The organism is Paraburkholderia sprentiae WSM5005 (genome assembly GCF_001865575.2).
Taxonomy (GTDB): Bacteria; Pseudomonadota; Gammaproteobacteria; order Burkholderiales; family Burkholderiaceae; genus Paraburkholderia; species Paraburkholderia sprentiae.
Window position 1 is genome coordinate 1173403 of sequence record NZ_CP017562.2, and the last position, 12657, is coordinate 1186059.

9 protein-coding genes and 2 pseudogenes are annotated in these 12657 nt (G+C 61.6%); 3 read left to right on the forward strand and 8 right to left on the reverse strand.

Annotated elements, in window-relative coordinates; translation table 11 throughout:
- Positions 1 to 9 precede the first annotated feature (9 nt).
- From BJG93_RS22135 to BJG93_RS36710, 4 genes are all read right to left on the reverse strand, one after another.
- Complete coding sequence (locus tag BJG93_RS22135) at positions 10 to 1218, reverse strand: efflux RND transporter periplasmic adaptor subunit (RefSeq protein ID WP_027196380.1); 1209 nt, start codon at positions 1216 to 1218, stop codon at positions 10 to 12.
- A 323-nt stretch (positions 1219 to 1541) separates the two neighbouring features.
- Positions 1542 to 3014: an amino acid permease gene (locus BJG93_RS22140; RefSeq protein WP_027196381.1), complete on the reverse strand. Its 1473-nt coding sequence runs from the start codon at positions 3012 to 3014 to the stop codon at positions 1542 to 1544.
- 247 nt (positions 3015 to 3261) lie between these two features.
- Positions 3262 to 3990 (reverse strand): hypothetical protein, encoded by a 729-nt coding sequence (locus tag BJG93_RS22145; RefSeq protein WP_027196382.1) that lies wholly within the window; start codon positions 3988 to 3990, stop codon positions 3262 to 3264.
- A gap of 750 nt (positions 3991 to 4740) precedes the next feature.
- Complete coding sequence (locus BJG93_RS36710; RefSeq protein ID WP_231337586.1) at positions 4741 to 5406, reverse strand: hypothetical protein; 666 nt, start codon at positions 5404 to 5406, stop codon at positions 4741 to 4743.
- 195 nt (positions 5407 to 5601) lie between these two features.
- Here BJG93_RS36710 and BJG93_RS36715 point away from each other — a divergent pair, with 195 nt between their 5' ends.
- Complete coding sequence (locus BJG93_RS36715) at positions 5602 to 6231, forward strand: methyl-accepting chemotaxis protein (RefSeq protein ID WP_231337609.1); 630 nt, start codon at positions 5602 to 5604, stop codon at positions 6229 to 6231.
- 12 nt (positions 6232 to 6243) lie between these two features.
- Here the strand turns inward: BJG93_RS36715 and BJG93_RS22160 are convergent.
- From BJG93_RS22160 to BJG93_RS22170, 3 genes and pseudogenes are all read right to left on the reverse strand, one after another.
- Positions 6244 to 6789: pseudogene (locus BJG93_RS22160) on the reverse strand (helix-turn-helix domain-containing protein); the annotation flags it as partial.
- A 256-nt stretch (positions 6790 to 7045) separates the two neighbouring features.
- Positions 7046 to 8476 (reverse strand): annotated as a pseudogene (locus BJG93_RS22165) (ISNCY family transposase).
- Positions 8477 to 8723: 247 nt separating this feature from the next.
- Positions 8724 to 10154, reverse strand: coding sequence for an ISNCY family transposase (locus tag BJG93_RS22170; RefSeq protein WP_027194256.1), 1431 nt, complete (start codon positions 10152 to 10154; stop codon positions 8724 to 8726).
- Between the two features lie 291 nt (positions 10155 to 10445).
- Here BJG93_RS22170 and BJG93_RS22175 point away from each other — a divergent pair, with 291 nt between their 5' ends.
- Complete coding sequence (locus BJG93_RS22175; RefSeq protein ID WP_154671769.1) at positions 10446 to 10844, forward strand: hypothetical protein; 399 nt, start codon at positions 10446 to 10448, stop codon at positions 10842 to 10844.
- A 341-nt stretch (positions 10845 to 11185) separates the two neighbouring features.
- On the forward strand, positions 11186 to 11590 hold the full coding sequence (locus BJG93_RS22180) for a helix-turn-helix domain-containing protein (protein WP_027196384.1): 405 nt from the start codon (positions 11186 to 11188) through the stop codon (positions 11588 to 11590).
- A gap of 47 nt (positions 11591 to 11637) precedes the next feature.
- On the opposite strand, the gene BJG93_RS22185 is transcribed toward BJG93_RS22180, so the two are convergent.
- The gene (locus tag BJG93_RS22185) at positions 11638 to 12621 is read right to left on the reverse strand and encodes a pyridoxamine 5'-phosphate oxidase family protein (RefSeq protein ID WP_027196385.1); all 984 of its coding nucleotides are present in this window, start codon (positions 12619 to 12621) and stop codon (positions 11638 to 11640) included.
- Positions 12622 to 12657 lie beyond the last annotated feature (36 nt).

A 12657-nucleotide genomic window follows, 5' to 3' on the forward strand; every position in this document is an offset into this window, starting at 1 on the left:
GCGAGCCCGTCAGTGCGCAGCAGAGGCGGGCGCGGGGGACGCGGCCGGCTGTGCCGTTGGCGACGCATCGGGCGCGGGCCGCGCCTCGACACGCTGACCCGGCTGCACCTTCTGCCATCCATCGACGATCAGGCGCTCGCCGGGCTTCAGGCCATCGCGTACGGTCCAGCGTCCTTCGCCCTGTTCGCCGAGATCGATATTGCGGCGGACCACGGTGCCGTCGTCGGCGACCAGCGCGACGCTCGCGATGCCGTGATCGAGCTGCACCGCCCGCTCGGGAATGCGGATGCCCTGCAGATGTCCCGCCGCGCTGATGCGCCCGCGCACGAACTGCCCCGGCAACAGCGTGCGGTCCGGATTCGCGAACTGCGCGCGCACCGTCTGCGTGCCGGTGGACGGATCGACGACAAGATCGGCGAAGTCCAGAAAGCCGCGCTCGTTGTAGAGCTGGCCGTTGGCGAGGATCAGCTGCACTTCGACATGCTTCATGCTGGTCGGCTTGCGCGTGCCCGACTGGATCTGCTGTTCGATGTCGAGCATCGCGGTGTTTGACTGCGTGAACACCGCGTTGATCGGCGTCAGCTGGTTGACCTGCGTGAGCAACGTGGCCGCGCTGGCGCTCACGAGCGCGCCTTCGGTGACGAGCGCGCGGCCCGCGCGCCCGGCGATCGGCGTGCGCACGATGCAGCGATCGAGCCGCAACTGCGCGAGCGCGACGGCCGCGCGGGCATCGGCGACGTTGGCCTGAGCCTGTTGCATCGTCGCGAGCGCCGCGTCGTATTCCTGCGCGCTGACCGCATGTCGACCGACCAGCGGCTTGAACCGGTCCACCACCGAGGCCGCGTTGTCACGCACAGCGCTCGCGCGCGCGAGCGCGGCCTGCGCCTGCTGCAACTGCGCGCGATAGTCGCTCGCGTCGATCTGGAACAGCGGGGCGTTGGCCGGCAGGTCGGTGCCTTCCTGATAAAGCGTGCGCTCGACGATGCCATCGACGCGCGCGCGAATCTCGGCGGTGCGCACGGCCTCGATACGCCCGGGCAACTCGACGACGTCAGCGACAGCAGTGGTGGAAACCGTTTCGACCAGCACGGGGACCGGCGGCATCGACGCGGCGGTGGGCGTCTCCTGTCGGTCGTTGCAGGCGGCAAGCAGCAGCGGCAAACCGGTGATCAGCAGCGATATGGCACGACTACGCAGGCGGAACGCGGAGCGAAGCAAGAGAAACTCCTTTGATCAAGGCAGTCTTTTTTGCGCGTGAGATCGGTGACGGGTTTGACGATTTGCAGTCGAATTAACTATTAAGGACGTATGGGCGCGTTAATGCGCGGAAAAGATTTCCGTTGATCCTACCGGGTCTGGGTGGCTTGTCAATTTATTCTTGGTTGTTGCGAGCTGGCGTGGCCTCGCAACGAGCAGGCGGAGGATGAATGCTATTTGTCAATTACATGTCAATTGCAATCCGGCAATTGCCGCAATTTAAAGGCATGCAAGTGTCGGCGAAATCGATGCGACTGAAAAAAATACTGCGGGTCCATACATGATCACACTGGCGCTCGCTTGCGCTCCGGGTGCCGCAACACCGAACGATTGCGGCCGTACGACAGATAGATCGTCATGCCGATCACCAGCCACACGACGAGCCGCAGCCACGTGATAAGCGGCAAGCCGACCATCAGCAGCAGGCAGAACAGAATGCCGAGCACCGGCACGAGCGGAACGCCAGGCACGCGGAACGGACGGGTCGCGTCCGAGTCGCTGCGCCGCAGATAGATCACCGCGCCGCACACGAGGACGAAGGCGAACAGCGTACCGATGCTGACCATCTCACCCAGCACGCCGATCGGTGTCAGCGCGGCGACGATCGCGACGACGGTGCCGATCAGCATCTGGCTCAGATAAGGCGTGTGCAACCGCGAATGCACGCGCGAGAACATCGGCGGCAACAGACCGTCCTGCGACATCGCGAAGAAGATGCGGCTCTGTCCATAGAGCAGCACGAGTATCACGGTGGTCAGCCCCGTCAACGCGCCGATTTTAATCAGTATCGCGAACCAGTTGAGCCCGATCGCGTCGACGCCCTTCGCGATCGGATCGGGAACGTTCAGCTCGGAGTAGGGAACGATGCCGGTTAGCACGGCGGCGACGAGAATGTACAGCACCGTGCAGATGACGAGCGAGCCGAGAATGCCGATCGGCATGTCGCGCTGCGGCCGTCGCGCTTCCTGGGCGGCGGTCGACACCGCATCGAAACCGATGAACGCGAAAAACACCACTGCCGAGCCGCGCAGAATGCCGCTCATCCCGAAACTGCCGAACTGGCCGGTGTTGGTAGGAATGAACGGATGCCAGTGTTCGGGCTTGATGAAAAACACGCCTATGGCGATAAACGCGACCACCACGGTCAGCTTGACCGCGACCATCACGTTGTTGAGCCGGGCAGATTCCTTCGTACCCAACACGAGCAAGGTGGTCAGTATCGCGATGATCAGCACCGCCGGCAGGTTGATCACACCCGTGAGCGTCGAGCCATCGGGCAGCTTCACGATGGTGCCGGGCGCCGCGGCGACGGTGGGCGGAATCTCGATGCCGACGTTGCGCAACAGGCTCACGATATAGCCGGACCAGCCGACCGCGACAGTCGCCGCGCCCATTGCGTATTCGAGGATCAGATCCCAGCCGATGATCCACGCGAAGATCTCGCCAAGCGTCGCATACGTGTACGTGTAGCTGCTGCCGCACACGGGCAGCATCGCCGCGAGCTCCGAATAGCATAGGCCGACGAACGCGCAGGCGATGCCGCCCAGCACGAACGACAGCGTGATGGCCGGTCCTGCGAACTGCGCGGCGGCGGTGCCGGTCAGCACGAAGATGCCGGCGCCGATGATCGCGCCGATGCCCATCGCGGTGATACTCGTCGCGCCAAGCGTTTTCGACAGCTTGCGGCCTTCTTCGACGTCGGCGCTGCCGACGATATCGGCGATGGTTTTGCGTGCCATGTAACCGGTAGCGGCCATGATGAGTCGTCCCTTTCGAATGGTGATCAGGCGCGAACCGGCTCGGCTGCTGGCGGCTCGTGGAGCACGACAAAAACATCCGTCGCCGCGCATGGCAACGGCCACGGCAGGTGCGGGTGAAAGCGGCCAACGGAAAAGTCTGAATTCAGTCTATGCCGGATTAAAAGCAAAGTGAAATCCGCTTGCCTCGTCGGTGACGATTGGGCAGCGCCATCGCCGGTTTGCGCGGCATCGGGCGCGCCACGGCTCAGCCGATGCGCCCGCGCCGCAGCACGGCACTCAGACCGAGCGAGTGGCCGGGGTCGTAGTAATGAATGAGCAACGTGCGCCGCTGCCCGTGCTGGACGTCGAGATTCGCATGCTGAAGTGCGAAGCCGTTGAATTCATAAACGCTGCCGGGTTTGACCGGAATGCGCTTGCAGTTGCCGACCCGCAGATCATGCAAGGTATGCCAGCTGCGCCAACTGAGCGGCAAACTGTGCAGGAAGCCGTGGCGCACCTTGCAGATCACGTTGGTCAGCGTCGTCACGGACAGGCGCGGCTTGCAGTACATCACGAGGTCGCCGTTGTGAACCCCGTCGGGTGCGAGCTGAAGCGGAATCAGCAGCGTCAGCAGGTGCGAGTCGTAATGGCGGCAGTGGCTCTCCGCCAGCGTGGCGTTGCTCGCACAGCGCAACACGTGGAACGGCTCCGCCGGTAAATCTGTCCAGCCGATTTTCGTGGCCATCGCGCGCATATTCGCGCAGATCGACTGCTCTAGCTCGCGAAAGGCTTGACCGCGACGCAGCATGTACGCGATCGTCGCGCCGGACTGCGAGCGCTGTGGCGTGTCGCCGAACAGGTGATCGATGAATTCGTTGATTTCGGCGATCGTCTGCAGGGGAATCACGTCATCAAAAGATTTGAAAGCGACACTTTTGTCGATTCGAATCCGCTTGGTCTGATTATTCCGACGCACATCTGTCAGGGTATTCATCGCCCAAATTTCCATTCGTTCCTTGTTCTACGACCGTAATGAAAATATGCTTTACGAGACTGGAACAATGTGCGCCAGCGTACACAAAGTGCTCGGGCGATTGAGCGCGGTCATCTAATCCTAAGTCGATTTTCTTTGACCAGTTTTAATATCGCGGCGGCGATTTATCAATTGCTGCCACTGCGATGGTGGGCTTGTGCTCGAACGGGGCATCGCTTTTTTCGAAGCTGCGTGAAGGCGTCCCCGACGACCGTTTCCCGCGCCCCGTCTGCTATCAGGATTTGCCCGATCCAGGTATTTGCCCTGATATCCCAAGTTGCTAAGCACGTGAGCCGGAATCGATATGGACGATTTCCCTTCGGCCACCTGTCGGGCCACCTCGTTCAATCCCCGTACGTGGATTCAAAAATGCCAGTGAATCCGATTTTTGTGCAGGGACGTAACAGCGATAGTGGAATACGCTGTCGCGATCTAATCGAAGACAAAGCCGACTATGAATCGGGCATTAGGAAGAGACGTGTTCAAACGGTACGGCGTTATCGCCGCCCAATCCGAATTTCCTCTGTGCGCGGGGATGCACCGCATACAGGACCTCGAATTCATCCCGTCCGAATGGCATGCGCATCCGCCGAGGCTTTGCGCGCGCGATGTCGCTCATTGCCGCCCGGTGACAGGCGACCGCTTTCCCGCCTCTCCCGGTGGTGACAAATGAAACTCGTCCATCAACTGCCGCTGGCGTTTGGCATTGCTTTATTGGCCGCATCGACGGCGGGCGTGTTCGGCGTTGTGGAGATGAACAACGCCGCGAATGCCTACGAGCGTCTTATCGAAGTAAATGGCGCGCAGCAACGCAGGATCGCGGATGCTCTGGTTGCTTTCAAGAATCAGGTGCAGAACGGTAAGGACATCATTGTGCGCGGCAAGGATCCCGCGCAATTCGACAAATACTGGAGCGCCTTCCAGAAGTATGAACAGGCGTCGCAAAGCGATACGGAAAAGCTCGCCTACGAATTGCCGCCGGGCGAAGTCCGCGCGAGAATCGAGCAGTTCAATGTGCTTCACCGTCAGATGGGCGAGTCGCTTCGTCAGGCGCTCGTCCAATTCAAGGCGTCGGGGTTCGATATCGGAGCGGCGGACCGGGCGATCGACGGCATAGACCGGAAACCGGCAATACTGTTGCGTGAATCCGGTAGCAAAATCGTGGAGCAGACGTCTGTCGCCATCGCCGACGCAAAGAAAAAGCAGACGCGCGCTATCCTGGCGAGTTGCAGCGTGATGGCGATCACGATGATGGCGGGCATCGCGTGCGCCGTGATGTTCTCGCGCGCGATCACCAGGAAGCTGGGCGGTGAGCCTGACGACGCCCGTAACGCAGCGCGCCGGATAGCGACGGGCGCGCTCGACATCGAGCTGCACGTGCGGCCGGGCGACACGGACAGCCTGATGGCCGCCATGAAAGCAATGACTGGCGCGCTGGTTCGCATCGTCGGTCAGGTGCGAGCGAGCAGCGATTCCATAGCGACGGGTTCAGCGCAGATCGCCTCCGGTAACGCGGACCTCAGCCAACGAACCGAGGAACAGGCGAGCGCCGTGCAGGAAACGGCCGCGTCGATGGAACAGCTCGGGGCGACCGTCAGACAGAATGCGCAAAACGCCCGCGAGGCAAGTCAGCTGGCTGTGAACGCGTCTGCGGTCGCGCAAAAAGGCGGCACGGTGGTGGATCAGGTGGTCCAGACCATGACCGGAATCAACGACAGTTCGCGCAAGATCGCCAGCATCGTCGGGATCATCGACTCGATCGCGGCGCAGACTAACATTCTCGCGATCAACGCGGCGGTCGAAGCGGCTCGTGCGGGTCCGCAAGGCCGTGGCTTTGCCGTGGTGGCGACGGAAGTTCGCGGTCTCGCAAAGCGTAGCGGCCAGGCTGCCAGTGAAATTCAGGCGCTGATCGCGGACAGCGTTGAGCACGTGGGCCGCGGTACGGCATTGGTCGAGGAGGCCGGTACGACGATGTCGGAGATTGTCTGCGCAATCGAGCGTGTGACCGCGATCGTGGACGCGATCAGCATAGCGAGCGCGGAGCAAAGCATCGGCGTCGAGCAGGCAGGCGAGGCGGTCGGCCAGATCGATCAGACGACGCAGCACAACGCGGCCCTGGTGGAACAAAGCGCAGCGGCAGCTGAGAGCCTCAGACAACAGGCGGCACAACTCGTCGATTCCGTGGCGCAGTTTCGGCTTTGAAGAAAAGCTGAAGAACGTGCTGTGCGGCGGTTTCGCGAAACGTGCGTCATGTCCGGCGAAGGGGGGCACGTAGGCATTCGCGGCGGCGACGGTACTGATGGCGCGCAGCCGCAGTTCCTTGACCAGCCGGTCCTGCAGCGTCAGGTGGGCGCGCTCGACGCAGCCCTTCGCGGAGTCCGAATTCGTGCATAACATGTCCATGTTGAGTTCGTACATCCCGCGGCCGAAGTGCGTCACGGCCTCGCCCGGCCATTCAGCCAGCTTCTCGCACGCCAGCGTCGGTCCGAAATCGGCATAACGCTCACGCACCAGCGCCATGGCCCGCGCCCGCAGATCCACCGGCAGTTCGCGGTTGCCGGGCTGGCCACGTCGTGCCGATACCAGCCCCGCCGGTCCACTGGCTTCATAGCGATGCACCAGCCGGTTGACCTGACGCTCGCACAGCTGCAGACGTTCAGCCGCCTGACAAACCCGCAGCCGATGTCCGGCAACCGCCTCGATAATCCTGACCCGCTCAAGCTCGTGCATGCTGATCGTGATGAATCCACGTGCGTTCATGTCCGGCTCCCCAGGTCACCACCATGGCGCAGCATGCGCGCTGCGCGCGGCTCAGGGAGGACAATCGGACATTTCGCATGAGCCAGAATCGGACATTATCAAAAAGCTCTGACATGTCGAGGCCATTTCAAGATGTCGCTGCGGCAGCCAAATAGAAATGTCGTGTTTTTAAGCGTTAAAGGGGTTGTCTCTAAAGGGTTACAGTTCACGCGGTGTTGAAGGACAGTGCCTGAAAAAGCAGGGCGCTTACGTCCGTTCAGACAGCACGTGCAGACCGACGGCCAGGTTTTCTGGATGATTTGGGCTGCCTGCGTTGCGCCAGATCCACGACCACTTCGTTGATGTCGGTCTGAGTGAATTCGCGCTGCTTCTTCGTGCCCGACAGCTGCTTCGGCTTGCGCACCGCCTGACCCTGATTCGTTCGGGAAGGGGAGCCGGAGATGCGCCGGTTGTCGCGCTGCGCCTGCAGCGCCTGGGCGACCTGCAGCGCGTGACTGAGTCTCTTGTGCTCAATCACCGCGCCCTGATCGACGTCAGCCAGCTTGTCGTACAGCCTGCAGGACAGAACCCTGTCATCGGCGCGGATCTCGATGCGTCCGTCCGGGTACTCCCACACGTCGATGTACCGGTGGATCAGCTCGCGGGTCGCCGGCGTGTCATCCAGCAGGTACATCACCGGTCGTACTGCACCGTCAGCGACTTCGATACGCGACGCGTCTCGCGCCAGGTCAGCAGCAGGTCCAGACTCTCGTCAGCGCGCAGCGGCCGGTGCGCATTGAAGTCGCTCTTCGGCGGTTTCGCGAAGCGCACGTTATACGCTGCAATGAAGGCGGGCGCATAGGCGTTGGCGTCGACGATCGTGCTGATGCCTCGCAGTCTCAACTCCTTCACAAGGCGGTCCTGCAGCGTCAGGTGCGCGCGCTCGACACGTCCCTTGGCCGGGCTGCTGTTCGCGCAGAACGTATCGATGTTCAGTTCGTACATTGCGCGGCCGAAGTGCGTCACGCTGCGACCAGTCTTGCTGGCTGCCGTGCTGCGAAACACGCTGGCTTTATCGCTGTACAGCGCGACCGGCTTGCCATGATGCTCGATATACGCGCGCGTCGCCTCGAAGTAACTGAAGGTCGATTCATTCGCCGTGAAATGCAGGCGCATCAGCCGGCTCGTCGCGTCGTCGACGTACACCAGCAGCGTGCACGCCGGCGCGCGTTCCTCGAACCAGCGATGATCGCTGCCATCGATCTGGATCAGCTCACCCAGGCATGCGCGCCGCGCACGCGGCTGGTAGACCTTCGGTGGACGCTGCCGGCGCGGTATCCACAGGCCCGTGTCCGTCATCAGCCGTCTGACCGTTTCCCTGGCCAGGCGAATGCCGTGGCACTCGTACAGCTTCTCGCAGGCCAGCGTCGGGCCAAAGTCGGCGTAGCGCTCACGGATGATCGCCAGCGCCCGCTGGGCCAGATTCTCGTCCAGACGCCGGTTACCCTGGCGGCCACGCTTGCGCGAGGCCAGTCCAGCCGCGCCCGATTCCTGGTATCGGATCACCAGACGCTCGATCTGCCGCACAGTCAGACCCAGCCGTTCAGCCGCGCGTCCGGGCTTCAGCCCCATTGTCCACCACAGCCTGGATCACCTTCAACCGGTCGAGTTCGCGCATGTTCAATGTCACCAGTGTGGCTGGATGCATCGCCGGCTCCGTAGTCCCACGAGGAACCGGCAAGCATACCGAGGTCCAAACACGACATTTCTAAATGGCTAGAACACGACATTTCTATAAAGCTACTACATTCGCTGTCGAGGCCATTTCAAGATGTCGCTGCGGCAGCTATTTAGAAATGTCGTGTTTTCAGGATTTAAAGTTTTGACTCTGAAGGAGTTACCGCTCACCCGGTGTTGAAGGACAGTGCCTGAAAAAGCAGGGCGCTTACGTCCGTTCAGACAGCACGTGCAGACCGACGGCCAGGTTTTCTGGATGATTTGGGCTGCCTGCGTTGCGCCAGATCCACGACCACTTCGTTGATGTCGGTCTGCGTGAATTCGCGCTGCTTCTTCGTGCCGGACAGCTGCTTCGGCTTGCGCACCGCCTGACCCTGATTCGTTCGGGAAGGGGAGCCGGAGATGCGCCGGTTGTCGCGCTGCGCCTGCAGCGCCTGGGCGACCTGCAGCGCGTGACTGAGTCTCTTGTGCTCAATCACCGCGCCCTGATCGACGTCAGCCAGCTTGTCGTACAGCCTGCAGGACAGAACCCTGTCATCGGCGCGGATCTCGATGCGTCCGTCCGGGTACTCCCACACGTCGATGTACCGGTGGATCAGCTCGCGGGTCGCCGGCGTGTCATCCAGCAGGTACATCACCCGGTCGTACTGCACCGTCAGCGACTTCGATACGCGACGCGTCTCGCGCCAGGTCAGCAGCAGGTCCAGACTCTCGTCAGCGCGCAGCGGCCGGTGCGCATTGAAGTCGCTCTTCGGCGGTTTCGCGAAGCGCACGTTATACGCTGCAATGAAGGCGGGCGCATAGGCGTTGGCGTCGACGATCGTGCTGATGCCTCGCAGTCTCAACTCCTTCACAAGGCGGTCCTGCAGCGTCAGGTGCGCGCGCTCGACACGTCCCTTGGCCGGGCTGCTGTTCGCGCAGAACGTATCGATGTTCAGTTCGTACATTGCGCGGCCGAAGTGCGTCACGCTGCGACCAGTCTTGCTGGCTGCCGTGCTGCGAAACACGCTGGCTTTATCGCTGTACAGCGCGACCGGCTTGCCATGATGCTCGATATACGCGCGCGTCGCCTCGAAGTAACTGAAGGTCGATTCATTCGCCGTGAAATGCAGGCGCATCAGCCGGCTCGTCGCGTCGTCGACGTACACCAGCAGCGTACACGCCGGCGCGCGTTCCTCGAACCAGCGATGGTCGCTGCCGTCGATCTGGATCAGCTCGCCCAGACATGCGCGCCGCGCACGCGGCTGGTAGACCTTCGGTGGACGCTGCCGGCGCGGTATCCACAGGCCCGTGTCCGTCATCAGCCGTCTGACCGTTTCCCTGGCCAGGCGAATGCCGTGGCACTCGTACAGCTTCTCGCAGGCCAGCGTCGGGCCAAAGTCGGCATAGCGCTCACGGATGATCGCCAGCGCCCGCTGGGCCAGATTCTCGTCCAGACGCCGGTTACCCTGGCGGCCACGCTTGCGCGAGGCCAGTCCAGCCGCGCCCGATTCCTGGTATCGGATCACCAGACGCTCGATCTGCCGCACAGTCAGACCCAGCCGTTCAGCCGCGCGTCCGGGCTTCAGCCCCATGTCCACCACAGCCTGGATCACCTTCAACCGGTCGAGTTCGCGCATGTTCAATGTCACCAGTGTGGCTGGATGCATCGCCGGCTCCGTAGTCCCACGAGGAACCGGCAAGCATACCGAGGTCCAAACACGACATTTCTAAATGGCTAGAACACGACATTTCTATAAAGCTACTACATTCGCTTCGGTGATAAATTACATTATGTCAAATGAAGTATGGAACGATCCCGACATCAAGCACCCGCGACAAACGATGCCCGCCGACCCGCGTCGAGATCGCAAATCGTCCGCACTGCGACTCTTTCACAGTGGCCCACGAACTGGCCCGACAATTCGTCTCGATTCGGTGGTGGGCTCAATCGAGCCGTGATGAATACAACGCCATACTCCACAGCTAGCCAATTGTTAGATATGTGTTTGTGCGCGGCGAGAATCAGCCTTGTAGCTAAAGCCAGGGCCACCATTGGCGATCACGGCAAATCCTTTATCGTCGGCTATTGTTTCATGACGGAGAGATGTCTGGCATTTGGCGTGACCGGCGAGCGTTTTGTCGTTGAGAGACTAAGCATCGGCTGCCGGCATTTCGGCGTGACGTATGGACGCAAACCGGTGGTCGACGGGCCGCCCAATCCGAAGCCCATCACGTTTTCGTATCCACGCCGTCTGCCGTGCCTAAGCGCTCGTGAAAGTGATCGCCCATCAGGCCATTCTCAAGGCCTACCGGGCAGCCTGGCAATGGCAACTGACGAAAGCGCAGTCAACTCTTAATGCAGCTATGCATATTGAGTCAAAAAGTGCCCAGCAAAAGGATAATTTCAGTTTTTGAACCGGGCAGCTAGATTAAGCAGATTGTTACTAGCCTGGAGATGCACACAGGCACTTGCGTAAATGCCCTGTTGCCTATAATCCACTGGAAAAGTTGCGCTAGGTTTGCGGCCGACGTACGCGAGGTTTGCGCGATTGTTCTATCAGAGGAAGTCCGCAATTGATTTTTTGTTATTTGGACACGGCCGGCAAGTTTTCGATTATCTGTACGTTGCGCCCTCCCCTCTGTCTACCCCAGCAACCGATTTTCAGTTCGGGCAGCAACCCAACGGTGGAGTTATCCGATGCATCGACAAAATGACGATTTGCCGACCGTCGCAAGGCGCGTCACGGCGGGCAAGAAGCTGCTCGACGGCGTCGCGGCCTCCGTGGTCGCCAAAGAGATGGGCATGGCAAAGACCACGGTCGAACGATATAGCAAGCTATTGGAGCAAGGTGGCCTCGACGCGCTCCGAAACATGAGCGTCGGCGGTCGCCATTCGGCACTCGCGGTGGCGGATCTGGACTGGCTGGCGCAGGCGCTGAAGGCCTCGCCGCGAGACTACGGCTTCGACGCGGACGGCTGGAGCAATGCGCGCATGCGCGAGCTGATAAGCCGCCAGTTCGGCATTTCGTACTCGCGAGTCTATGTGTGGCAACTTGCCACCAGACTCGGCGTGTCTTATCGGCTCGGCAGAAATGCCCAGTAAAACGGCGGCAGTACCGGGCTAAAGCACACGCATGTGCGTCGGCAGGCTTATGCGCGTTCGCGCGTCTTCGGCAGAAACTGCGGCGCCAGTTCGACCTCCGACCATCGAAACGGCAATGCGCCGCGGCTGCGCCGCACTTCGTTCACATAAAACCTCACGACCCGCTGCGCGCCGGCAAACGCCGCGAGTTCGTCGCCGTCCCACATGATCTCCGCTTGCACCGCGAGATAGAGCACATCGCCGGTTGCGAAGTCGATAAACAGCAGGCCCGCGCGTGGATCGTGCACGAGGTTGCCGATCGTGTTGAAAAAGCGGTTGCCGCTATAGTCGGGCGTGATCAGCATATTCGCGTCGTCCACGCGCACAAAGCCTGGTGCGCCGCCCCGATGTGAAACGTCGACTCCCTTGCCCAGCCCCGCTTCCTCACTCAGATTCGCACTGGCGATAAAGAACGTGTCAGCGCCCGCCAGCAACTCCCGGTCGGCATCGCTCAGATACGTGGCGATCTCGGGCTGCGCGTGCGGCGCGGCTGCATCCCGTTCGGTCAAATACGGCGTGCGGCTCTGGATGTACTTCGGACAATTGCCGAAGCTCTGCATCACTTCGACCTGCAACGTGCCGCCCTCCACGGACCGTACGACGCCATTCGCCCGATTGCGCCGCCGCGTGCGCGGTTCGATGCCCAGCGCTCCGAGGTGGGCGCCGTCGCGCCAACTCGCGCCCAGCGGATCGCCAGGTAAGGCGCCGCCTTCGATGCGCAGCGTCCGCGCATCCGGTGACGACACGAAACCCGGCGCACCCGCGCGCAGCGTCGCCCACGGCTGACCGCTCGCATCGACGCCGCCGATCACGACAAACGGCTGCGCGGCAAAGAACTCGCGGTGCTGTTCCGGCATGAAACGGCGAATCCCCCGACGTCCCATCGACTCCGCCGCCTCACGCACACCGGCACGCTGCTGTGCGTCCTGCTCGCCGGCATGAAACGGCGACGCATCGGTCCCCCAGTGATTCAACGGAACGCACTCGGACATGATCGGACTCCTGTGCAAAATCTAACGCGGTCTTAA

Bases quoted from the DNA above. Each gene is read 5' to 3' on its own strand.
- BJG93_RS22175 (WP_154671769.1), top strand. From the start codon at position 10,446: ATGAATACAACGCCATACTCCACAGCTAGCCAATTGTTAGATATGTGT.
- BJG93_RS22180 (WP_027196384.1), top strand. From the start codon at position 11,186: ATGCATCGACAAAATGACGATTTGCCGACCGTCGCAAGGCGCGTCACG.
- BJG93_RS22140 (WP_027196381.1), bottom strand. From the start codon at position 3,014: ATGGCCGCTACCGGTTACATGGCACGCAAAACCATCGCCGATATCGTC.
- BJG93_RS22170 (WP_027194256.1), bottom strand. From the start codon at position 10,154: ATGCATCCAGCCACACTGGTGACATTGAACATGCGCGAACTCGACCGG.
- BJG93_RS22145 (WP_027196382.1), bottom strand. From the start codon at position 3,990: ATGAATACCCTGACAGATGTGCGTCGGAATAATCAGACCAAGCGGATT.
- BJG93_RS36715 (WP_231337609.1), top strand. From the start codon at position 5,602: ATGGAACAGCTCGGGGCGACCGTCAGACAGAATGCGCAAAACGCCCGC.
- BJG93_RS22185 (WP_027196385.1), bottom strand. From the start codon at position 12,621: ATGTCCGAGTGCGTTCCGTTGAATCACTGGGGGACCGATGCGTCGCCG.